General features: G+C 71.0%; 19 protein-coding genes. 10 read left to right on the top strand and 9 right to left on the bottom strand.

Annotation, left to right across the window (positions count from 1 at the left end):
* The coding region (locus AB0M39_RS31810; RefSeq protein ID WP_365369852.1) for an FtsX-like permease family protein at positions 1–1,169 on the bottom strand (1,169 nt) is incomplete at its 3' end.
* On the bottom strand, positions 1,166–1,873 hold the full coding sequence (locus AB0M39_RS31805) for an ABC transporter ATP-binding protein (RefSeq protein WP_365369850.1): 708 nt from the start codon (positions 1,871–1,873) through the stop codon (positions 1,166–1,168). The genes AB0M39_RS31805 and AB0M39_RS31810, both read right to left, overlap by 4 nt.
* A 228-nt stretch (positions 1,874–2,101) precedes the next feature.
* On the opposite strand from AB0M39_RS31805, the gene AB0M39_RS31800 reads away from it, so the two are divergent.
* Together AB0M39_RS31800 and AB0M39_RS31795 are read left to right on the top strand one after the other, a co-directional pair.
* The gene (locus tag AB0M39_RS31800) at positions 2,102–3,394 is read left to right on the top strand and encodes a histidine kinase (RefSeq protein ID WP_365369848.1); all 1,293 of its coding nucleotides are present in this window, start codon (positions 2,102–2,104) and stop codon (positions 3,392–3,394) included.
* On the top strand, positions 3,391–4,161 hold the full coding sequence (locus tag AB0M39_RS31795; RefSeq protein ID WP_365369846.1) for a response regulator transcription factor: 771 nt from the start codon (positions 3,391–3,393) through the stop codon (positions 4,159–4,161). The genes AB0M39_RS31800 and AB0M39_RS31795 overlap by 4 nt, the downstream gene beginning before the upstream one ends.
* Positions 4,162–4,239: 78 nt before the next feature.
* Here AB0M39_RS31795 and AB0M39_RS31790 read toward each other — a convergent pair whose 3' ends face one another.
* Together AB0M39_RS31790 and AB0M39_RS31785 are read right to left on the bottom strand one after the other, a co-directional pair.
* Positions 4,240–5,430 carry a damage-control phosphatase ARMT1 family protein gene (locus AB0M39_RS31790; protein ID WP_365369844.1) on the bottom strand — a complete coding sequence of 397 codons (1,191 nt, stop codon included), beginning with the start codon at positions 5,428–5,430 and terminating at the stop codon, positions 4,240–4,242.
* Between the two features lie 211 nt (positions 5,431–5,641).
* A complete protein-coding gene (locus AB0M39_RS31785) occupies positions 5,642–6,112 on the bottom strand; it encodes a hypothetical protein (RefSeq protein ID WP_365369842.1) in 471 nt (156 codons plus the stop codon).
* A gap of 136 nt (positions 6,113–6,248) precedes the next feature.
* On the opposite strand from AB0M39_RS31785, the gene AB0M39_RS31780 reads away from it, so the two are divergent.
* Entirely contained in the window at positions 6,249–7,253 is a 1,005-nt protein-coding gene (locus AB0M39_RS31780) for an alpha/beta fold hydrolase (RefSeq protein ID WP_365369840.1), read from the top strand.
* An 89-nt stretch (positions 7,254–7,342) separates the two neighbouring features.
* Here the strand turns inward: AB0M39_RS31780 and AB0M39_RS31775 are convergent, their stop codons facing one another.
* Entirely contained in the window at positions 7,343–8,536 is a 1,194-nt protein-coding gene (locus AB0M39_RS31775; protein ID WP_365369838.1) for an FAD-dependent oxidoreductase, read from the bottom strand.
* A 103-nt stretch (positions 8,537–8,639) separates the two neighbouring features.
* On the opposite strand from AB0M39_RS31775, the gene AB0M39_RS31770 reads away from it, so the two are divergent.
* The 4 genes from AB0M39_RS31770 (at position 8,640) to AB0M39_RS31755 (ending at position 13,178) form a co-directional block, all read left to right on the top strand.
* Positions 8,640–9,263 carry a TetR/AcrR family transcriptional regulator gene (locus AB0M39_RS31770; RefSeq protein WP_365369836.1) on the top strand — a complete coding sequence of 208 codons (624 nt, stop codon included), beginning with the start codon at positions 8,640–8,642 and terminating at the stop codon, positions 9,261–9,263.
* A gap of 224 nt (positions 9,264–9,487) precedes the next feature.
* A complete protein-coding gene (locus AB0M39_RS31765; RefSeq protein WP_365369834.1) occupies positions 9,488–10,900 on the top strand; it encodes an MFS transporter in 1,413 nt (470 codons plus the stop codon).
* Positions 10,901–11,001: 101 nt separating this feature from the next.
* Positions 11,002–11,766 carry a response regulator transcription factor gene (locus AB0M39_RS31760; RefSeq protein ID WP_365369832.1) on the top strand — a complete coding sequence of 255 codons (765 nt, stop codon included), beginning with the start codon at positions 11,002–11,004 and terminating at the stop codon, positions 11,764–11,766.
* Positions 11,763–13,178, top strand: coding sequence for a HAMP domain-containing sensor histidine kinase (locus tag AB0M39_RS31755; protein ID WP_365369830.1), 1,416 nt, complete (start codon positions 11,763–11,765; stop codon positions 13,176–13,178). The genes AB0M39_RS31760 and AB0M39_RS31755 overlap by 4 nt, the downstream gene beginning before the upstream one ends.
* A 41-nt stretch (positions 13,179–13,219) precedes the next feature.
* On the opposite strand, the gene AB0M39_RS31750 is transcribed toward AB0M39_RS31755, so the two are convergent.
* Positions 13,220–14,188 (bottom strand): TAXI family TRAP transporter solute-binding subunit, encoded by a 969-nt coding sequence (locus AB0M39_RS31750; RefSeq protein ID WP_365369828.1) that lies wholly within the window; start codon positions 14,186–14,188, stop codon positions 13,220–13,222.
* Between the two features lie 55 nt (positions 14,189–14,243).
* Between AB0M39_RS31750 and AB0M39_RS31745 the strand changes: the two genes are divergently transcribed.
* Entirely contained in the window at positions 14,244–14,600 is a 357-nt protein-coding gene (locus AB0M39_RS31745) for a YciI family protein (RefSeq protein ID WP_365369826.1), read from the top strand.
* Here AB0M39_RS31745 and AB0M39_RS31740 read toward each other — a convergent pair.
* Entirely contained in the window at positions 14,536–16,200 is a 1,665-nt protein-coding gene (locus AB0M39_RS31740; protein WP_365369824.1) for a sigma-70 family RNA polymerase sigma factor, read from the bottom strand. The two genes, AB0M39_RS31745 and AB0M39_RS31740, sit on opposite strands and share 65 nt — an antisense overlap.
* Before the next feature lie 224 nt (positions 16,201–16,424).
* Positions 16,425–17,393 carry a dihydrodipicolinate synthase family protein gene (locus AB0M39_RS31735; protein ID WP_365369822.1) on the bottom strand — a complete coding sequence of 323 codons (969 nt, stop codon included), beginning with the start codon at positions 17,391–17,393 and terminating at the stop codon, positions 16,425–16,427.
* A gap of 381 nt (positions 17,394–17,774) precedes the next feature.
* On the opposite strand from AB0M39_RS31735, the gene AB0M39_RS31730 reads away from it, so the two are divergent.
* Both AB0M39_RS31730 and AB0M39_RS31725 read left to right on the top strand, forming a co-directional pair.
* A complete protein-coding gene (locus tag AB0M39_RS31730) occupies positions 17,775–19,658 on the top strand; it encodes a hypothetical protein (protein ID WP_365369820.1) in 1,884 nt (627 codons plus the stop codon).
* Between the two features lie 667 nt (positions 19,659–20,325).
* Positions 20,326–21,825, top strand: a complete 1,500-nt coding sequence (locus tag AB0M39_RS31725; RefSeq protein WP_365369818.1) for a hypothetical protein — start codon at positions 20,326–20,328, stop codon at positions 21,823–21,825.
* A gap of 146 nt (positions 21,826–21,971) precedes the next feature.
* Here the strand turns inward: AB0M39_RS31725 and AB0M39_RS31720 are convergent, their stop codons facing one another.
* The gene (locus AB0M39_RS31720; protein WP_365369816.1) at positions 21,972–22,907 is read right to left on the bottom strand and encodes a hypothetical protein; all 936 of its coding nucleotides are present in this window, start codon (positions 22,905–22,907) and stop codon (positions 21,972–21,974) included.
* Positions 22,908–22,983: the final 76 nt, after the last annotated feature.

Raw genomic sequence — 22,983 nt, 5'->3', positions numbered from 1 at the left:
GCAAGGCGCCCGCGCCCCGCCGAAGCGGTGCGCCCGACGGCGAGCGCGTCGACCGTGCGCAGCCGGCCGGCCCGCCAGGCGCTCGCCCACGCGGTTGCCGCCACCAGGCCGAGCACCCCGGCGATCACCACGAAGTCGACCCAGGGGGCGATGGCCAGGGACGAGGCGCCGTAGACCTCTTCGGTCTCTGCCAGTACGGGCACGGCAAGCAGATGGCCGGAGGCGACGCCGAGGGCCGTGCCGACCGTGGCCGGGATCAGCGCCTGGCCGACGTAGGCCCGTACGACCTGGGCAGGGGTGAAGCCGACGGCCTTGAGGATGCCGATGCGGCGCGTTCCCGTGCCGACGGCCGACGCGACGACGTTGCCGACGATGAGCACCGACATGACCAGGCCGAGGGCGCCGAACGCGATGAGGAACGGGACGTAGAGGGCGGTGTCGCGCTCGGCGCTCTTCTTGACGGTGAGCCAGGACTGCTCGCCGACGGCCGCTCCCGGGGCCAGGGTCGCCGTCACGGCCTCGCGGCCCGCGCTGATCTGCGCGGCGGTGTCCGCGTCGGCGAAGCGGTAGAGCATCTGGAGACCGCCGCCGCCGGGCGCGGTGAGCGCCGGCATCTGGGACGGAACCACCCAGGCGTCGGCGGTCTCGGTGACCGAACGGGCCACACCGACCACCGTCAGCGTCGGGTCGCCGGGCAGATCGGGGAAGGCGATCTCCACGCCCATGGTCGGGATGAGCGCGGATCCGGCGGACAGCACGATCTCGCCGGGGCGGGTGGGCCACCGCCCGTCGAGCAGCGTCACCTCGTCCACGGCTCGACCGGGATCGCCCCGGCCCACCACGGTCATCGGCCACCCGGGGTTTTTCCACCCGTCCGGCCGCGGGGTGAGGGTCGCCGTGCGGAACGGCCCGGCCGCGCTGCTCACCCCTTCGGCGTCCCGGGATCGCGACAGCTGCGCGGCACTCGCCTTGCCCGCGTCGAACTGGAGGGACAGATGCGCGCCCTGCTGCCTGGCGAAGGCGTCCTCGAAGGGCGCGCTGGAGACCACGAGCAGCGATCCGCCGAGGATGGAGGCGGCCACCGCCATCATCGTGGCGAGCCCGACGACCAGCGTCTGCACCCAGCGGCGTCCCACCCCCGAGCGCACCACCGTGCCGAGCGCGCTCATCGGACGTTCTCCGGGGCGGCGGTGTGCGAAGGAGCGTCCTCGGCGATCCGGCCGTCGGCGATCCGAACCGTGCGGTGCGTGCAGGACCGGGCCAGAGCCAGGTCGTGGGTGACCACGACGATGGTCTGGCCCTCGGCGTTGAGGTCGGTGAGCAGCCTGCTGACGTCGTGTCCGGCAGCCGTGTCCAGGGCCCCGGTCGGCTCGTCGGCCAGCAGCAGCGGCGGCCGGTTCATCAACGCCCGGGCCACCGCGACGCGCTGCCGCTCGCCGCCGGACAGCCTGCCCGGGTAGGCGCGGGCGTGCCGGTCGATGCCGAGGGCCTCCAGGAGCTCGGCCGCCCGGCGGTCTGCCTCGCCGCGTGCCACACCCGCGAGCCGCGCGGGCAGGACGACGTTGTCGGCGACGGTCAGATCGTCGAGCAGGTTGAAGAACTGGAAGACCATCCCGATCGTCGATCGCCGGTAGAGCGCCGATCCGGCCTCGCCCAGCTGGTCCACTCGCACGCCGTCCACGGTGACGGTCCCCGTGTCCGGCCGGTCCAGGCCCGCGATCAGATTGAGCAGGGTGGACTTGCCGCTGCCGGAAGGGCCGAGGATCGCGACGGCCTCGCCGGGCAGCACGGTCAGCGACGCGTCGTGCAGTGCGGGCGGGCCGTCGTCGTATCGGCGGCTCACCCCGCGCAGTTCGATCACCGGCGTGGTCATGAAGGGCTCCTTGGGTACGGGCAGTCGGTGCGGGCAGGTGGTGCCGTGAACGCTAGGAGCGGACCCGGCCCGCCCGCGTCCCCCGCCCGAACCCTTTGCCGTACCGTGCGCGGACGAGCCCCGCAGACGTCCTCCCTGCGATGTAGGCGGCTGATGTATCCGGTGCGTTGGGAATGGTCGCCGGGAGGGATTCGAAAGGGCCCGTGCGGCGGCGACAATGATCGGGTGATGGACGTACGCACGACGCTGGAGCGGATGCGGGAAGTGATCCGCGACGCCAGGCGCCCAACCGGCCCGCCGCCGCGGCCCGCTCGGCGGGCCCGCCAGTTCGACGCGCTCCTGGCGCTGGTGATCGGCGCCGCCACCGTCCACTACGCCGTCGACAACTCGGAGCAGCCCGTACGGGATTTCGCCCCGGGTGTGATCCGCCATGCGCCGCCCACCGGTCTCGGCGGCCTGGCCCTCATGGCTACGCTCGCGCTCGTCGCCTCGGCCGCCCTGGCGCTGCGCCGCCGCTATCCGCTCGCCGTGCTGTGCGTCGTGACCGCGGCGGCTCTGCTCACCCCGTACGACGTATCGCGGCTCACCTTCTACGCGTTCGTCATCGCCGTCTACAGCGCCGCCGTCTACAGCCCCTACCGGGAGGCGACCCTGGCGACGCTTCCGGTGGCGATCCTGCTGGTCGGCACGACCGGGAACTCGGACACCCCGATCGTCCCCAACCAGTACATCGCCCTGCTGATCCTGGTTCCGATGGGAGTGGCCGCCCTCGGGGTGCGCACCTGGAGACTGCGGACCGACGAGGGCCGCACGCGTCTGTCCGCCCTGGAGCGCGAGCAGAGCGAGGCGCTGCGCCGGGCCGTCGAGCACGAGCGGGCCAGGATCGCCCGCGAACTCCACGACGTCGTCACGCACAACGTCAGCGTGATGATCATCCAGGCGGGCGCCGCCCGCAAGATCATGAAGACCTCCCCCGAGCAGGCGGGCGAGGCGCTGCTCGCCGTCGAGGCGGGCGGGCGAGCGGCCATGACCGAACTGCGTCACGTCATGGGACTGCTCACCATGGCCGGCCCCGGCGAGGGGACGGACGAGAGCGCGGACATGGCGGGTACGGAGGCGGAGCTGGCCCCGCAGCCAGGCCTGGGCCAGCTGGAGGTCCTCGTCGGACGGGTCCGGGACGCCGGACTGCCGGTCGAGCTGACCGTGACCGGCCCGCCCTGTCCCCTCCCGCCCGGCCTCGAACTCGCCGCCTACCGCGTGGTCCAGGAGGCTCTGACCAACACCGTGAAGCACGCGTCCGGCGCCACCGCCGCCGTCATCGTCGAATACGGCCCGGACCGGCTCCGGGTGGAGGTCACCGACACCGGTGGACACCGGGGCGCGGGCGCGCCCACCGGAAACGGCCGGGGCCTGATCGGTCTGCGCGAGCGCCTCGCCGTCTACGACGGAACCCTGAGCACCGGACGACGTCTGACCGGCGGCTACCGTGTGGAAGCGCTGATCCCCCTGGAGGCACCGTGACCGAGCCGCTGCGCGTGCTCCTCGCCGACGACCAGACCCTGGTCCGCACCGGATTCCGGATGATCCTCGGCGCCGACGGCATGGACGTCGTCGCCGAGGCGGCCAACGGCGCCGAAGCCGTCGAGGCGGTCCGCCGCACCCGGCCCGACGTGGTCCTGATGGACATCCGGATGCCGGAGATGGACGGCCTGGAGGCCACCCGCCGCATCCTCACCGGCGCCCCCGGCGAACCGCGCGTCATCATCCTGACCACCTTCGACCTCGACCGGTACGTCTACGCGGCCCTGTCCGCCGGCGCCAGCGGCTTCCTCCTCAAGGACGTGACCCCCGAGCACCTGACCGCCGCCGTCACCACGGTCCGCACCGGCGACGCGCTCCTCGCTCCGGCCATCACCCGCCGCCTGGTGCAGCGTTTTGCCGGAGGCGAACATCGATACAGCGCCGGAGGCGAACATCGGCACAGCGCCGGAGGCGACCATCCATACACCGCCCAGCGCGGCAGCGAGACCGCCGCCCTCCACCGCGACCTCGCCGCGCTCACCCCACGCGAACTGGAGGTCCTCGGCCTGCTGGCCCGAGGACTGAGCAACGCCGAACTCGCCGGCCGCCTCCATCTGGCCGAGACGACCGTCAAGACCCACGTCGCCCGCATCCTCGGCAAACTGGGGCTCCGTGATCGCGTCCAAGCCGTCATCGTCGCCTACGAGACAGGGCTGATCAGCACCGGCCAACGGGAGGCCGCCGAGCAGTCTGCCGATCAGAGGTAGCCCGAGGCCGAGGCCTGGCCGGCCCCCGCGCCGTCGTGCGACGGAGTCCGAGCGGTCCCCGCGCCATGTGACGCGCTCTCATCTCCTGACGTGGACGAGGGCATGCGTGCCGCTGGTCCGCCAGGCGCTGCCCGTCGCATCCAACTCCGTCAGAGTCTGTTGGTCGAGACCCGTGACGACGTCGGACTTCAGTGTCCGCAGCGCTGCCACAGGTCCGGGGAAGTACGCGGTGGCCTCCGAGAAGGGGGTGGTGGCCGGCCAGTGCCGGTCGCCGACGAGCCGGCGGTAGTTCAGGTCGCCCTTCATCACCGTCAGGGTGGCGGAGGCGAAGTCCTCCTGGAGCTGAACCGGCATCTCCTGGTAGGGGAACGGCGCGCAGGCGAACGGATGGGCGCGCAGGACGAGGCGGCCGTCGGTCACCGCCTGCCGCAGCCGCTTGCCGATCTCCGAGGCCCGCCCGGGAGCGTCGGACATGCGGGCCAGGCAGTCGAGCACGTCCGAGGAGGTGGCGTCGGAGACGTAGTACGGATAGGGCTTGATGTGCAGGCTGATGTGCGTGGCGCGGTCCGTGGTGAGCAGATGGTCGGCGAGGACGAGGTCGGGCAGCAGCTCCGGGCCGGCGTTGTCGGCGACCAGGCACACCTTCCCGGGCTGTTGGCCTGCCAGCAGGCCCCAGAGCTCCGCCGTGTCGTCCGCGACGAGCCCTGTCACCCGCTCGCCCAGGCCTGAGTCACCGGCGGACAGTTGAAATCCGAGGTCGGCCCGATTCCCCCACAGCGACGCCTGTACGAGCAGGGTGTCCTGCTGCTCTGCCGGGACGCGGGGAATCTCGTCGAGGGCGGCGAGCTCGGAGTCGACGGTCGCGCCCATCAGCTCGGCGTGCTTGAACGGTGCGAACGGGTCGATGCCGTGCCACGGTCCGGGAGCGAAGTAGCCCAGCGCGGCCAGCAGTTTCCGGTAGAAGTAGCTCTCCGCCCATAGGAACGGCACGTCTGCCCAGCGACGCCCGATATGGCCCTGGCCCCATCGCTGCCACGGGGCGGCATCCGGTTCGGTCTCGTCGAGGGGCTCGATGACGCCTCCCTCGTCGATCTCGCGCAGAAGGGCGTCGAGTGCGTTCTGCTGTTCCGCGGGGTAGGGGGTCGCCTTGCGTACGCGCTCGATCAGCGCGGGGTGGCGGTCATGGAGTACGCCCCAGGCGAAGGAGCCGACGACGTTGCTGACGACGACGGGGGCGTGGCCTGCATCGGCCGGGGTTTCTGGCGACATTCTGGGCGGACTCCCTCTACGGACGCCGGGGACGGGTGCGGTGTGCACACGGCGGTTTCACCGTACGCCGTGCCGTCGCAGAGCCCGGAAGGCTCGGAGGACCCGGAAGCCAGGGGGCTCGGAGGCAGGGGGCTTGGAGGCCGGAAGTCTCTCGGACAGCCGTGCGGCCGGGAGAAGGTCGGCTGACGGGCCGGGAGAGGGCCGGCTGACGTCACGACCAGGAGACCTGGCCCCACCTTCCGGCCGTCTGGACCTCGACCAGTTCGAAGCCGTCGTGGTGACGTACGACGTGATGGGCGTCGTCGGAGGCACTGCTGCGGACGAACCCCACCCATCCCACCGTGGTCGCCTGCCGAAGGAGCCACTCGACCACCTCCATCACCACCCCGAACTCGTCCTCGTGGACGCATGTCCGGACGGTCAGGGCCCATGGAGCACCGCCGCCCGGATCCGACCGGTCCAACGCGCGGACCAACGCGGCGGTGTCAGACCCGGCGAAGGCATGACTGGCCGAACCGCCGGCGAAGACCTGCCATGGACAGCCCCATGTCTCCCAGTCGGCCGACTCGAGCGCCGGCGGTATCTCGGCCTGTCCCAGCAGCCACCTGACCTCGTGCAGGACCGGCTCGGAGAGTTCCGGCGAGAGGTCCACGGCCAGGAACACGTCGTAGTAGTCGCTCACAGCATGGACACTAGCGTCGGCCTCGGACAGGGGGCGGGCGCGAGCGGGCCCTCCCCGTCCCCGCCGAGTCGGCGATCCCCTGCTCGATGGCCGAAAGGAATCGATCACAGGAGTGCGTACTTCTAGAGTAAGGATCATGAGTGACTTCAGCGACGTGAGTGGCACGAGTGAGAAAGCTGACGCCCAGGGGCAGTCTCGTCGCGGCGTCCTGAAGGCCGCCGTGGCGGGGGCCGGCGCCGTGACAGCGGTGGGAGCGGGGGCCTCGGTCGCGCACGCGGGCGGACGGCGGCGCGGTGCGCCCACCTTCGTACTCGTCCACGGCTCGGGGAGCAACTCCTTCAGCTGGACGCCCGCCTTGGGCGAGTTGGCCCTCCGCGGGCATCGCGCGATCGCGGTCGATCTGCCCGGGCACGGCCTCGGCGCGTACTTCCCGGAGTCCTATCAGGCCCCCCAAGACCTGGAGCGGCTGCGTACCGAGCCGTCCCCGATCGCCGAGGTGACGCTGGCGGACTTCGCCGCGCATGTCGTGGACGTCGTACGGCGGGCGCACCGCAACGGTCCGGTGATCCTGGTCGGCCAGAGCATGGGCGGCGTCACGCTGAACGCCGTCGCCAACCAAGTGCCCGAGCTGGTCTCCCACTTGGTGTATGCCTCCGCTTTCTGCCCGACGAAGCACACATCGGTCATGCAGCTGGTGATGACTCCGGAGGCGTCCTCCAGCGCGATGTTCCAGATTCCCAGCGTCCGGACGCCGCCGGAGCTCGGCGTCAGCCGGGTCAACTGGCGCTCGGGCGACCCCGCGCTCTTCGCGGCGGCGAAGGAGGCGCTGGCCGCCGACTGGTCGGACGCCGAGGTGCGGGCGCTCCTCAACATCCTGGAGCCGGACGAGTCCGCCGCCGTCCCGGCCGCCGACGCCCGGGGCCTGCCGGCCACGTGGGGACGGGTGCCGCGTACGTACATACGGTTCACCGAGGACCGCGCGATCCCGCCGGCGTTGCAGGACCTGATGATCCGCGAGGCGGACGAGGTGACACCGCGCAATCGCTTCCGCGTGCGGTCGATAGCGGCGCCGCACTTCGGACCGCGCGACCCGGCGGTGTGGGCGGACGAGCTGGATCTCGTGGCGCGGCTGTGCCGCTGAACTCGTCGCCCAGCGACGGCAGTCAGGGGCGGCACCTGAGGGCGGTGTCCCGGTGTCGCCCTCGGGTCGGGCAGTCAGCCCGCTGAGGGTCAGAGCCGTGCGCTGAGGACCTGGGGCTCTCCGTCCGTCCGAGCGGTCGGCAGTTCGCCGCTGTCGTAGGTGTAGAGCCAGGCCGTGGCCTTCTCGTAGAAGAGGCGGACCCCCACCGGCATCATCAGGTCGCGCATCCGCCGTGCGAGCGGACCGGCCGTCTTGGCGTCGCGGTTGGCCGAGGCCGCTTTGACCATCTTGGCGATGCGGGCCGAGCGGGCAGCCTCGTACGCAGAGAGCGCCTCTGCCACCGACGGCTCTGCGGCCAGCGACTGCGCCAGGACCAGTGCGTCCTCCAAGGCCATCGACGCGCCTTGGCCGGCGCCGACGGGGTGTCCGGCGTCGCCGAGCAGCGCGATGCGGTCGTTGTGGCGGACCGGGACGGCGTCGAGCCTGTGCATCAGGGTCGGGCGGTGCAGTTCGGTGGTGGCCTCAAGGATCGCGGACGGTAGGTGTTCACGGCGGTAGAGCCCGGCGAGGCGTCGCAGCCATTCCTCCTCGGTGAGGCCGAGCTCCGGCTGTTCGGGGCACGAGACCTGGGCAGACCACCAGACCTTGCCGCCGGGGGCGGCGAGGTGGATGAAGGCGCCGTTGCGGGCGAAGGTCAGGTTGAAGGCGCCGGGGTCGGTCTCGATGCCCTCGGCGACGCCCGTGATGCTGTAGAGACCGGCGTACTCGGGGGTGGGCGCGTGCGGGTCGAGCAGCGACCGGGTGGCCGACCAGATGCCGTCCGCGCCGACGAGCAGCGAGGCGTGGGCCGTACGACCGCTCGCGAAGACCGCCCGTACGCCCTCCTCGGTGGCGACCGCGTCCACCATGCGCTCGCCGGTGACGATGACCGCCCCGGCCGCCAGCGCCTGCGCGCGCAGCGCCTCGACCAGCGTGCCCCGCATGAGGGTCACGCTGTGCAGCTCGTCGCCGCTCAGCCGTCCTCGGGGGACATCGCCCAGCAGCCTGCCCGAGCTCGACCACATGCGCTGCCGCGGCACATCGATGCCGGCCTGCTGCACCTGCTCCAGCACGCCGAGGGCCCGCAGCACCCGCAGGCCGTTGGACGCCAGGCTCAGGAACGAGCCGACCTGACCGGCGGGTTCGGCGTACGCCTCGTACACCGTGACCTCCATCCCGAGCCGCCGCAGTGCTATCGCACTCGCCGCTCCGGCCACTCCGCCGCCGATGACGATGACGTTCATACACACTCCATGAATCGACATTCACTGAATCTGAATTCACCGAACTGGAGTTCACTATGATGACGGAGAGGCCACACGTCAAGCCCGAGAAGGAGCCCGCCCGATGGGCGTACGCAAGGAGAAGGCCGCCGAGACCGAGGCGGCGCTGAAGGACGCGGCACGGCGGCTGTTCGCCGAGCGCGGCTATCTCGACACGAAGATCACCGACATCACCCGGGAGGCCGGACGTGCCACCGGCTCCTTCTACGCCCACTTCGCGGACAAGGGCGCCATCCTCCAAGCCCTGCTGGAGGACCTGAACGCGCAGGCCGACGCGGAGATCGGCGCGGACGGCCACCCGGCCGATCACGATCTGACCGACCCCGAGCAGCTGAGGGAGCATCTGGCCGTCACCTGGCGGGTGATCCGCGACCACCTGCCGGTGGTCGTCGCCCTGATGCAGACGAACTTCGCCGGCCCGCCCGCCGAGGGCCGCGCATGGGCGAGTCTGGCCCAGGAGACGAGACCCTTCCACGACCACCTGGAGTGGCTCCGCCGGCGCGGCCACCAACTCCCGGGCGACCCCGCGCTGATCGCCGCGGCGATGGGAGCCATGGTCTCGACGCTCGGGTTCGCGGTCGTCACCGCCGGAGAGGACGGCCCGCAGGCGACCGACGAGGAGATTCTCGACTCCCTCACCGCCCTGCTGCTGCACGGTCTGGCGGGCCCTGCGCCGGGCACGAGCTGACCGGCTTCGATCCAGTCGGCGCGGCAGTCGTCGGGGACACCCTCACGGGAGAGTGAGGGGGCCTCGGCCGTCCCATGGACCGCAGCCGTCGGGCTTTCTTAGCGGAACGTTAGATCTGTGTGTCGGACCTTGTCCGGGTGCGACGCCCGACCGCATGCTCTGGGCACTTCCCCACCGCCGGGGCTTTTCCCGTCTCTCATCAGGGACTTCCGTCTGGAGCCGCCATGTCTTCGTCCGTCGCCATGCCCGAGACACCGCCCGAGACACCGCCCGAGGACGAGCGCAGGAAACGCCGTCTCGCTCTGATCGGCGGATCGCTCGGCAATCTCGTCGAGTGGTACGACTGGTTCGTCTACGCCAGCTTCGCGATCTACTTCGCCGACTCCTTCTTCCCCGGCGACAACCCCACGACGCAGCTGATGAACACGGCCGGAATCTTCGCGGTCGGCTTCCTGATGCGCCCCGTCGGCGGATGGGTCCTCGGCCGCGCCGCCGACCGGCACGGACGCAAGAGCGCGCTCACCCTCACCGTCACCATGATGTCGGTGGCCGCCCTGCTGATCGCCGTCGCCCCGACCTACGGCCAGGCGGGCTACTTCGGCGCCCTGGTGCTGCTGCTCGCGCGGCTGCTCCAGGGGATGAGCATCGGCGGCGAGTACGCGGCCAGCGCCACGTATCTGACCGAGGCGTCGGCCCGCAATCGGCGCGGCCTGGGCTCCTCCTTCCAGTATGTGTCGATGACCTGCGGCCAGCTGCTCGGTCTTGGCATCCTGATCACGATGCAGCACACGCTCACCACGGCCCAGTTGGAGAGCTGGGGCTGGCGGATTCCGTTCGTGCTCGGCGCGCTGTTCGCCGTGGTCGTCTTCTGGCTGCGGCGGCGGCTCCAGGAGACCGACGCGTTCAAGGAGCAGTCGTCGGGCGAGGACGCCCACGACGACAGCACCCGCGGCACGCTGAAGGCCCTGTGGGAGCACCGGCGGCAGGCGGGTCTGGTCATGGCGCTCACCCTCGGGGGCACCGTGGCCTACTACACGTACACCACGTATCTCACCAAGTACCTGGTCGGCAGCGCGGGCATGGAGAAGACGACCGCCACCCTGGTGAGCTTCACCGCTCTGACGCTGTTCGCCGTGCTGCAGCCGTTCGCCGGGATGCTGTCCGACCGGATCGGCCGCCGTCCCCTGCTGATCACCTTCGCGGTGGGCTGCACCGTCGGCACGTACCCGATCATGACCGCCCTCGGCTCGGCGTCCTCGTACTGGTCCGCGCTCGGTCTGTCCCTGCTGGCGCTGGTGATCATCACCGGCTACACCTCGATCAACGCGGCGGTCAAGGCCGAGCTGTTCCCGACGCGGGTGCGCGCCCTGGGCGTGGCGCTGCCGTATGCGATCGCCAACGCGCTCTTCGGCGGCACGGCGGAATACGTGGCGCTGTGGTTCAAGAAGAGCGGCCACGAGACGATGTTCTTCTGGTACGTCTCCGGGTGCGCGCTGATCTCCCTCGTGACGTACGTCCTGATGCCGGACACCCGCGACGCCGCGCTCAGCCGTGCCGAGGCCGAGTCCGACGCCCGCCTCTCCAAGGGGCAGGGCGAGGCTCAGCCGGCGCCGACGCCTGTCGAAGCCGCGCGCTGATCTCCCCGGTGACCTGGGGCAGCCGCTCCCGTAAGCTGCTCCCCCAGGTCACCGGGTCACGGGTTACGGGTCACACGTCCAGGGTCACGAGGAAACTCTCTATGCACGCGCTTCTCGTCGAGGACGACGACCGCATGGCCCAGGCGCTCGGCACCGCCCTCGCCCAGCGCGGGCACACCGTCCGCCGGGTCGGCCGGGCCCTGGACGCCCTGCGGCACGTCCGCGAGGCCGAGTTCGTCCTGCTCGATCTGGGCCTGCCCGACCTGGACGGGCTCGAACTGCTGCGGCGGCTGCGCACCGTCTGCGACGCGCCGCTGATCGTGGTGACCGCGCGCTGCGAGGAGCGCGACATCGTGCAGGGGCTGCGGGCGGGCGCCGACGACTATGTGGTCAAGCCGTTCCGGATGGCCGAGCTGATAGCCCGGATCGACACCGTACGCCGCCGGACCGGCGCGCACTCCGGCCGTTCGGCCGCCCGCCCCGACGACGGCACGGGCCCGGCCGCCGGGCCGCCCGTGCGCAGGGGTGACGTCGAGGTCGACCTGGCAGGCCGCACGGTCACGGTGGCGGGCGGCGCGGTGCGGCTGACCCGCCGCGAGTTCGACGTACTCGCCTTCCTGGCGGCCCGCCCGGACGAAGTGCACTCCCGCGAGGAGATCCTGGACCGGATCTGGGGCGACGCCTTCCTGGCGGCCTCCCGCTCGCTGGACGTGCATGTGGCCGGCATCCGCGCCAAGACCGGCCGCTCGGGCCTGGTGCGCACCGTCCGCGGGTTCGGCTACCAGCTCGGCTCCCCGACACTGCCCGCCGAGCAGGACCGGCCCGACGGGCAGGACGAGCGCGACGAGCAGGACGCTCAGCGATGAGACGCAGGCTCCTCGCCGTGCTGATGGTGCTGATGGGGGCGGCTGCGCTGCTGCTCTCCGTCCCTCTGGCCGACGCCTACGCCCAAGGACGGACCGAGCACCTCCTGCTCCAGCGCCGCTCGGAGGCCGTGCGGTTCGCCGACCTCGCCGACCGGATGCGCACCGACGCCGACCGGGTGGAGCTGTCCGCCGAGATCAGCCGGTACGCCCAGCTGTACGGAGCGGGGGTCGTCGTGGTCGACACGGCGGGAGCGACGATCGCGCGCGCCGGAGCGGGAGCCTCGTTCGACGCCGTCTCCGACGCCGCCGCCGACACCGCTTCGAAGGCCGCGTCGGATGCGGCGGACGCCCGTCGCCGCGCTCTCACCGGCCGCTCCACCGACCGGCTGCCGACCCTTCGCCCCTGGGGTCCGAAGACCGTCGTGCTCGCCGAGCCGGTGGGCCGGGACGAGCGGGTCAGCGGGGCGGTCCTGATGGCCGTGCGCACCGACGCCGCCCGACAGGACGTGACGCTCCGCTGGTCGCTGATCGCCGCGGGGGCGGTCGCCGCCTTCGCGGCGGCGGCTCTGGTGGCGGCGGGCATCGCTCGCTGGCTGATGCGGCCGGTCCGCGATCTGGACCGGGCGGTGGAGGGGCTGACCGCCGGAAGCCTCCAGGCACGGGCCGTCTCCGACACCGGACCGCCGGAACTGCGCCATCTGCGGCAGCACTTCAACACCATGGCGGAGGCCATGGCCGACTCCATCGGCCGTCAGCGCGACTTCGTCGCCGACGCCTCCCACCAGCTGCGCAATCCGCTGGCCACCCTGGTGCTCCAGCTGGAGAACGTCGAGCCGCACATCGCCCCCGGGCCCGGCCGGGCCGAGCACACCCGCGCCCTGGACGAGGCGGAGCGCCTGGAGGAGCTGCTCGACGGCCTGCTGGCCCTGGCGCGGGTGGAGTCCGGCACCGCGGAGCTGACCGACCAGGACGTCGCGCAGGCGGTACGGGAACGGGCGGCGGCCTGGACTCCCGTCTTCCGGGACGCCGGGCTGGAGCTGACGGCTGACGGCCTCCCGGAGGACCTGCGAGCACGCGCCCTGCCCGACGCGGCGGGCCGGATCCTGGACGCCCTCCTCGACAACGCCGTCAAGTTCGTGCCGCGCGACGGACATGTCGAGGTCCGCGCCGCGCAGGAGGCGGACGGGACTGTCGTCGTACGGGTCGCCGACGACGGCCCTGGAGCGCCAGAGGAGCAGCTGCCCCTGCTGCTACGGCGTTTCGCGCGCTCCCCCGAGCACCAGAACGTCCACGGCAGCGGCCTGGGGCTGGCCATCGCCGACGAGATCGCACGCATCAGCGGCGGCGGGCTCGAAGTCAGCGGCAACACCCCGCACGGCCTGGTCGTCGAGCTGCGGCTCCCGTCCTCCTGACCTGGCCTCCTCATGGACCTCCCTCACCTCCTGGCGAGGTCTCAGCCGTACACCGACCGGTAGTAGTCGACCGCGCCCGAGTGGAGCGGCACTCCCCCGGTGGAGATCGCGAACCGGGGCTCCAGCCGCGCCCCGGCCGTCACCTCCCGCAGCAGCTCACGCCACCGGTCGAAGACCACCTGGAGCAGGTCGCGTACGTCGTCGGCCGGAACGTCGTCGCGCGCCAGCAGGTAGTTGCCGACCCCGATGGTTCCCACCGGCTCCGCCAGCCCGTACACCCCGGCCGGAAGCGTGACGGCGGTATAGACGGGGCCGTAGCGCTCGCGCAGCGCGCCCACGCTGCCGTCCAGCGGCAGGAACCGCAACGGCAGCTCGCGCGCCAGCTCCGACAGGGCGGGTGTGGGCACGCCTCCGGACCAGAACAACGCGTCGACGCTGCCCTCCCGCAGCGCCTTCGCCGAAGCGGCGAGGCCCAGTTGCCGCTCGTGCGCCGGGGATGGGCCGCCGGTCAGCCCGGCTGCCGTCAGCAGTCGCCCCGCGACCACCTGCACACCCGACCCCGCCGCTCCTGCGGCGACGCGACGCCCGGCGAGGTCCTTCACGGATCGCACCGGCCCGTCCGCCGGAACGAGGAGGTGCGTGTAGTTCACATAGACCCGGGCCAGCGCGGTCACCGCGGCCGGCCGGGAGAACGACTCGCGCCCGAGCACCGCGTCCTCGGCGACGTCCGCCATCGACAGCGCCAGCTCGACCGAGCCGTCGTCCAGCTTCCGGAGGTTGTTCACGCTGGCCGCGGTGCTCACCGGGACGATCTCCAGCCGGCGTCCGCTCGCGGCGACGGCCTGCGCCAGGGCCTTGCCGAACGCGTTGTAGGGACCGCCTTCCGGCCCGGTCGCGAGCCGAAGTCGCCGCACCGGCCCTGAGTCCCCCGAGCACCCTGCCAGCACCGCCGCGACAGAGCCGAGCCCAGCGCTCATCACGCGTCGGCGGCTCACGACTGCGGTGGTCACGGCCGAAGCGTAACCAGTCTCCCGCGGAGACCGCGCCCCCGGCGCCGATGGACCGGTGGACCGGTGGACGCCGGAGGAGATCTCGGCGCGCATGCAGTACATGCAGGACTTCGCGGACCGGCTCGAGAAGACCGGCGAGTTCGTCGGCGGCCAGGCGCTCGCCCCCGAGGGAGCGTGGGTCCGCTACGACGGCGAGGGCCGCCCGCCGGTCAACGACGGCCCGTTCGCCGAGACCAAGGACCTCATCGCCGGCTGGATGATCATCGACGTCGACGGCTACGAGCACGCCGTCGAGCCAGCCCTCAGCCGCGATCGACGACTGAGGGCCGCGCCCAGAGGCTGCGGGATCACTGCGTCGCCGCGCCGTAGCCGTCGAGGCGGTAGCGCAGGCGCGGCGCATCGTAGTAGTTGACCGACATGCCGACCTCTGCGTTCGTGCTGGGCGGTGGCGGGCCGTCCTCCCACCAGTCCTTCATCCCCAGCTGCCTATTGCTCCAGGGACGGTCCTCGCGTCGGGCGAAGAGGTAGTAGCTCCCATCGGCGTGCGGGTGTATTTGGAACAGCTGTCCGCTGCCCTGCGAGCGGCAAGGACCTGTCGGGACGGGAACATAGTCGGACTTAGCGTAGTCCTGCTCGCTTACCAAGCCGTAGTCGACGCACTGGCCTGTTGCGCTGTTGCGCAGGTACTTCAGGTTGGGGTCGTCCTTGTAGGCCACCACCTGCCACACCTGCTTCGCGCTGCTCCCGCAGGGATTCTGGACCACCGCCTGACCGGACGGCTCGGCGCACCCCTGGCCCGCGTTCGCGTTGGCGAGCCGACCGGACCAGACCGCGGGGCCGATGGCGTCGCCGACAGGGCTGGGTGTGGGCGACGGCTTGCGCGGCTTCTGACTGATGGGCTGGGGCTTCGGCGTCTTGGTCGGCTGTCGGCTGGGGGACGGCGATGCGGACGTTTCCGTCGCACGCGGCAACGTCCGCGTCTCGACGACGATGGAAGGCGCCCGCTGGGGCTCGCTCCGCGAGGGCTGCTCGGAGTCCGAGTCCATCACGAACAGGAGGATCGCCCCGGCGACGGCGACGGCGACAGAGCCCGCGAGCACACCTGAGAGCATCTCCCGGCTCGTCCACCATGCCGGCCCTCCGTCCGGCGCCACTGGGGTGGGCGTCGTGGCGACTGCGGTCGCCGTCCCCCCTTCGGCGAGTCGCGCGGCGTAGTTCGAGCCGGCCCACAGCAGGACGCCGGCGGGCAGCACGGTGGCGAGCTTCTCGTTGAGCCGGGCGAGGTCGGCGAGCGCCTCCCGGCACGGGCGGCATATCGCGAGATGACGCTCCAAGTCCACGCTTCGGCGGCGTCCGGAGCGGCGCACGGCCGCGCCGAGCATGGAGCTGTAGTGACGGCACTCGTCGGAGTCGGAGACGGTCTCGATGTGGGCCGTGAGGTACGCCTCGCGAAGCCCCTCGCGAGCGCGCGCGACCAGCGATCCGACGCCGCTCGCTCCCACGCCCAGCAGAGCGCCAACGTTGTCATGCGACTCTTCCTCCACGACCGTGTGCCACAGGACGGCCTGCCACCGCTCGGACAGCGTGCGGAATGCCCGCAGGACACGGCTGCGCTCCTCCAGGCGGAGCACCAACTCCTCGTTGCTCTCGGACAGGTGGGCGGCCCGTGCGTCGGCGAGCCAGTTCGCGAAGTCGGGCTCCAGCCGGCTGCGGCGCGCGGAATCGGCCCAGGCTGCGGCTGTTCGACGGACCACGGCGAGGAGGTACGGGCGCCACGCGGCGGTCGGACCGGTGCCTGAGCGCACTGCCTGGAGGGTACGGGCGAACGCTTCGGAGGTGAGGTCCTCGGCGGTCTGCTCGTCACGGCAGCAGGTCAGCGCGTAGTAGTGAACAGCGGTCCGGTGACGCCGGTAGAGCTCCTCCAAGGACTCCGCCGACTCCTCGGGCGAGGACTGTCTGACGTCCTCGGCGAGTTCGGCGTCGGACTGCTGGGAGTGTCGTTCGTCGAGCATTCTTGAACAGACCGTCCATTCGACATCTTCAAGGTCAATCTCAGCCGCCGAGCCGACAACAGAAGACCCCTTGGCTCAGGCGGAAGCATATTCATGCTCTCGCACTTGAGTACCACTGGCACCGAACACCGTTACCACATAGTGAACATGCTGCGACTTCGCTCTCCGCAGGCACCGCGCGGCCGGCCAGGGCCGAACGCACCTGCTCCGGCCGGGGGTCGGCGTCACGACACCTCCCAGGAACGGGCGCCGAGCACCTCGGCGGCCCCCGCGCCGGGCCCCGCACCAGGCAACTCGAACGCGCGCTCCACCTCGGCCAGGACCGCGGCCAGCGAGGCGGTCAGCCTCGGCCCCGCACTGATCAACGGCATGCGCACCGGTCCGGCGGGCACACCCTGGTGGTTCAGCAGGGCCTTGACGGTCGTCGCGGTCGGAAAGCGGGTGCGCGTCAGGGCTCGGATCAGAGGCAGCAGCGACCGGTTCGTGTGGGCGGCGCGTGCGACGCAGCCGGCGTCGTACGCGTCCAGAACCGCCCGCACGGCGCCGACGGCCACATTGCCCGCCGTGCTGACGCATCCCACCGCGCCGACGGCTGCGAGGGGGAGGTTGAGCTCGTCGGCGCCCGAGTAGTAGCTCAGGCCGCTCTCCCCGATGACCGAGGCGCTCTTGCCCAGATCGCCGGCGCAGTCCTGCACACCGAGGATGCGGGGATGCTCGGCGAGTCGCAGCAAGGTGGCGCGGCTGAGTTCCATGCCGGCCTGTTCGGGGTCGTCGCAGACGAGTACGGGCAGGTCGGTGCAGGTGGCGATGGTACGCATATGGTGGAGGATCGCCTGCCGCAGCGGCGGGTTGAAGTGCGGGGGAACGACGAGCAGACCGTGAGCGCCGGCGCGTTCGGCCGCACGCGCCAGCCGCGTCGCGCGCAGGGTGTCGCCGCTTCCCACACCTGCGACGACCACGGCGCGGTCTCCGACCGCGTCCACCACCGCCCGCAGCAGGGCGTCCTTCTCTGCGTCGGTCGTGGTCGGCGCCTCGCCTATGGCCGTGTTCACGAGGATCCCGTCCGCGCCGTCGCGGTCGACGAGCCGGGCGGCGAGCCAGGCGGCCCCGTCCGCGTCCAGCGATCCGTCCGCGAGGAAGGGGGTGACCATCGAGACGGTGACGCGGCCGAAGGGGTGCGGGAGATGGCGCATGGGAACTTTCCGTAGTCGATGAGGCCGCCGGTCCCGGTCTGGCACGGCCCTATGAAGAGCGCGGCCAGCGGCGGGAATCCCGCCTCTTTGTCCATGCTTTACCCATGCTTTACCCGTGCATCGACCGAAGCTCCCGGGCGGCCTGCCGCGGACAAGGGCGGACGACAGCCGCAGGCCGGTGTGGATCGTGCGCGAGGGGACGTTCTTCGAGGCGCTGAGGCATGCCGCTCATTGACCAGTACGCGTTCGGCGCATGGTAACGATGTTCACTCCTGGCCCCCCAGTCTCGTCTCCCAGCCCCATGACGGTGATACTAGTTCAGCATTACCGAACATCATTAGCGATCGGGCATCGCCGTGTGTGCCCTGCAGGAGAACCTCCATGAAGGCTCATGGCCGCACCGAGCACGATCCCGACCCGTCCGGACCGCCAGGCCCTGAGACCGAGACAGGCTCACAGTCGAGAAGGCGTCGAGGCCTGGGTCGGTGGCAGCAGCGGATCGCGGACGAGGACCTGGTGAAGGCCGCCCGGGCGGACATCGACGCCGCCTCCACGCGCCGAGGAGAGGGGCCCCCGACCCCACCCCCTGCCCGGCCGGACCACTCCCCGGCCCGCCGGGCACTCGACGAGCTGCGCCGCAGACACCGAGCGGCCGTCGTCGCCTACGCGCGTCTGCTGTGCCCGCTCGGCACCGACGCCGACGAGCTGGCCGCCGCCGCCTTCGACAAGGCGGTGGATCCGGAGCACGCACCCCTCGATCAACACGTGTGGCGCATCAGCCTGCTCGAAGCCGTCGGCCAGACCGCGTTCGACTGGGTCGCATCCGGGCGCGGCGACGCGCTGTTCGAGAGCTTCCGCCGCTTCGCGGAGGCCGCACGGGAACCGGCCGGGGGCCCGGTCCGGCCGCCGGCCGGGACAGCGGCGCCCGCCGTCGCCGACACGGCCCTCGTGCTGAGCGTCTTCCGGCGGCTTCGCCCCAGGCATCAGGTCACGCTCTGGTACGCCACCGCCGAGTCGGAGCCCGCGGAGCACATCGCCGTACTCCTCGGGACCGTCGCGTCGGCAGTCCCGGCCCTCACCTCGCAGGCCCGGCGTCAGTTCCGTGAGATCTGCCTGGACGAGCAGCTCAGCGCGAGCACCGACAGCGACTGCCTCCTCTACGCCCGGCTGCTCTCCCTCGCAGTGCGCCAAGCCGAGCAACCTCAGCCGCTGTTGAGCGACTTCGCGACGCATCTGGCCCACTGCCCCAGGTGCACACAGACGTACCGCGTCCTCCACGACCTCGAGCCGACCCTGCAGACCCTGCTCCCGAACGCGATGACGCTCTGGCGGGGCGCCGACTACGCCGCCGCTCGCCGTCGAGCCGCCGCCCAGGACGGCTCGACGGCACGGCGCACGCCACGCAAGGCCGGCCGCATACGCCGAGCGCTCCCCATAGCCGTCGGCGTCGCCGCGGCTCTCACAGCTGCGGTCGTCTCGACCACGGACGACGACGCCCGTACCGACGCACGGCGCGTCGACCACGCGAGACAGGCGGACGCCCGACCCGTACCGCCCCCGACCACCTCGTCGAGCCCGCCGCCCACCCCGACCTCCGCCTCCCCGTCCCGGCCCCCTCGCCCGGAGACATCGCCTCCCGCGCAGCGGAAACCAGCCCTGCCCTCCCCACAGCCCTCCGCCTGCACCGGCCCGTCCCACGCGGGGCTGCGCCCACCGCTCGACGAGTCGGACCTGCCCTCCGCCGTACTCGGTTTCACCCACGACCTGCGCGGAGGCTGGACCGTGGACAACTCCCGCATGCCGGCCGGCGGGGTCGGCGAGTGGCGGGGCTGGGCCGTGGCCACGACCGAGTTCTGGGAGCTCGCGGGTCCCGGACAGGGCAGGGAGGACTTCACCCGTGCCGACGGGGTGATCGCGGTCGCCGACCCCGACGAATGGGACGACATCGGGGAGCCGACCGCGTACGGCGCCTTCGACTCCACCCTCGTCTCCCCGCGCTGCCACGTCACCGGCGGCGCTCCGCTGACCATCGGCTACGCCACCCACTACCGACAGCACGCGGACCAACGCGGAGAAGTCCTGGTCTCCTTCGACGACGGACCGGACCAGGTGGTCAAGAGCCATCGCGTGGACGCGCTGAACCAGCAGCAACTCCTCACCGTGGCCGTCCCGAAGGGCGCCCACACCGCCACGGTGAAGTTCCGGCTCCGGGACGCCCGCAACGACTGGTACTGGGCGCTGGACCGCATCCACATCGACGGCTGACGGGAAGTGGTCACCAACTGAGGTGGTTCTCTTGAACGTGTCGAGCCTCTACGACCAGTCCCGCAGTCCCAGCGCGCTGGTGAACCAGCAGTTCAACTGCCAACGCACCCACGCACCGTGACGTCTGTGGGACGTGATTACAGCGATGCAAGGGGCGATGCGCAGGGACCTTGGTGTGGGATCGGGAGATCCGGTGACTTCGGAACGTGCGGACACAGATCTGCCTGACGAGCCGTAGACCCCCGTCCACGGCCGAGACTCACTGTCCGACCGAGCCCTGTCACGTCAGCAGGGTTCGGTGCGGGTCAGCGGTCCCGCGGGCGGCTGTGCCAAGCCGCGCGGACGGCCGCCACCCCCAACGCGCCTGGCCTGCGGCACGGGAATCATGCGCCGCACCCCTGGCCCAGGCTTCGTATATCGCATATGTTTACCCTCGCTCAGACGGACCGATGACTATCGGTCGACACGACGCATGCCACCGGGCACGTGTAGGGGTACCGGGCCATACGTGGGCGTGCCGGCGCGCCAATTCCGCTGTGGCTGCGCAGCCGGGAAAGACAGTCATCGCGACTCGCTCGGGGGCGGGTTGCGCACCGACCGCACGGCCGTAGGGATCGCGAGCCGCTGAAACTCCCTTTGATCGACCGCCGTTGGAGGAGAGACACCCATGCCGTCCCACCAGCCATTCCCCCGCAGGACCGTGCTGCGCGGAGCTGCCGTCACCGGTGCCGGAGCAGCGATGTGGCCGCTCTTCGGACAGTCCAGCGCCTCCGGCGCGCCGGAGGCCAAGGCCGGCACGTACACGATCCGCTTCGACAAGTCCCCCCGCCAGACCATCTGGGGGCTGGGCTTCGAGATCCAGTCGGATTCGATCGGGTCCGGCAACAACGGCATGGACGACAAGGTCGTCAGCGGTGTTCCGTACGACCTGAGCGAGGGCGAACGCGACCGGTTCTACCGGCAGATGCTCATGGGCGACGCCGACCGGGGCTTCCGCTACTGCCGGCTGGCCATGGGGCTGTACCACCGTGGGCTGGACCCCACGAAGAAGCACATCGTCGACCGCTACAAGGGCCAGACAGACCTGCTGGCCGACATGATCAAGCGGACGGGGATCGAGGGCGTGTCCGCGGAGTACTGGTCGCCCGCTCCCGGCTGGAAGAAGAACAAGTCCTACATCGGCGGCAAGCTCGCCTCCTTCTCGCCCGAGGCCCTGGACGCTCTCGGCGACGCCATGGTGGGCGACCTGGACTACCTCGCCGCCCGCGGTGTGCCGATCTCCATGTGGGGACTGCAGAACGAGCCCCGCGACGCGACCAGGTACTCGTCCTGCGTGTACACCCCGGACGAGTATGTGAAGACCTTCAAGGCGGTCGCACCCAAGATCAAGAAGAAGTACCCGAAGGCGATCGTCATCGCGGACAGCCAAGACGGCTGGAAGGGAAAGATAGGCGCGGCGATCAAGGCCGATCCGGAGGCGGTACGCCATGTGGACGCGTGGACGTTCCACCGCGTGGGGAAGCCGAGCACCGAGCAGATAGAGGTGGACTTCACCTCCGGCCGGGTCGGCAAGCCCGTGTTCAACAACGAGTTCGAGTACCTGAACTACGGCAGTGTGAAGCCCCTGCACACCCTCCGTACGGCACAGTCGATCATGAACTGGATGACGTTCCAGAACGCGCCCTCCTGGTTCTGGCTGCACGCCCTCAAGCCCACGTCCAACGCGGAGGCGACCGGCTACGCTCTCGGCTACTGGCGCTCGCCGCATGGCAAGCACCTTGACCGGTTCCCCGACCTCAAGCCGCGCCACTGGGGCTTCAACCCCCTGAACTGGAACGCGGTGGCCGGATTCCTTCGGTATATGCCGTGGGACTCCGTCCGGTACCACGTCGACGAGCCCACGAGCAGCGAGGGCAAGCCGGACGCCCGCCACCGGATCATGGCCTGGCGAACCCCTCAGGGCGACCCCGCCTTCGTCGTCACCAACGCCTCCGAGACGGATCCGTTCACCTACACCGTCGACACTCAGGGCCGGGGTGCTTTCGCTGGCCACCGGTACGGGCCGCGAGCCGAGACGAACAATGTGAGCATCGCCTCCCAGAAGGGACCGAGGCTCACCGTCACCGTCCCCCCGCTGTCGATCGAATTCTGGACTCCGGGCTCCTGAGCTCCGCGGTGCGGCTTGTCAGCAGGGGCACAGCTGAGGTCCGTTGAAACCACCCGTGCCCCGTCGGGCTCCGCGTCGACCGCGAGACCGACGGGGCTGCTCGGGCGGCGCCGGCGGCCGTGCGGCCGGCAGAGGCAGTCGACAGTTCAGCGAGAGGCGCCTCGGACGCGGCGGGCTACGGGACGGGGGTCCCCATCGCGGAGAGCCAGTGCCTTCATCTGCCGGTAGCGTCCATCGTCCCACCACCCCAACAACATGCTCGGCAGCTGGAGCCGGAGCCCTCCGTCGAGGTCGCACAGGTCCAGGTCCGCCTGGGAGCAGGTTCGGCAGTGCGAGGGGTGCTCCGCCATGGTCATGCCCGGCGCGGGGGCGACGAAGATCGTCCGCTCCCTCGCATAGGCGAGGCACATCGGGCGGTAGTTGACCGAGCGCTCGTAGGCGCCGAGATAGAAGTTCCGCAAGGCGTGACGGGCTTTGTTTCCCAGCAGCTTGACTCGACTAGGCGGGAGGCCCAGCACATCGCCGATCAGCGTGGGCTCGTCCACGTCGACGGTCATATGCCACAGAGCTACCTGCCAGCGCACGGGAAGACACCGGAAGGCGTCGTACAGCGCGGTGGGAGTCTCCAGAGGCCAGGATCCGCCCGAGGCGACCCAGTCCTGGAATTCCGGAGCGACCACACCGACCCCGGGATCGTCGTTGCAGATCTGGACGGCCACCGTCCGTGCCGTGGCGAGCAGGCGGATGCGGTTGATCAACAGCATGTCCTCGCGTTCGGCGGCTTCGACCACCCGACGGAATGTCTCCTCCGTGGCTTGCTCCACCGTCGTGTGGTCGGTCAGGCATGTACTCAGATAGCTGCACACGGCAGCCTGGTGGCGGCCCACCAGAACGCTCAGCGCCTCCCTGCTGCCTTGGCAGATGCGTTCCACGACAAGTGTGTCGCCGACCACCGACCAGCGCTGTCGTAGAGCCAACAGCTTCAGATGATGGACCACCTCCTGTACGCGCTCGCCCGTGCTGGATGCCCATGCCGGGTGAGCCGAGCTGACGTTGGCGAGCCCGAAGGCGTCGCGCTGCACTGGGGTGGCTGTACGTGTGCCGCTGGTCGGTCTTTTTTTCGGCTCGGGAGAAGAGGACCGACGGTGAGACGAGCGC

The sequence above is a fragment of the Streptomyces sp. NPDC051907 genome (assembly GCF_040681075.1).
In the GTDB taxonomy this organism is placed as follows: Bacteria; Actinomycetota; Actinomycetes; order Streptomycetales; family Streptomycetaceae; genus Streptomyces.
Note: the sequence above shows the minus strand (reverse complement) of the source record. Positions and strands in the feature narration are given on the sequence as shown.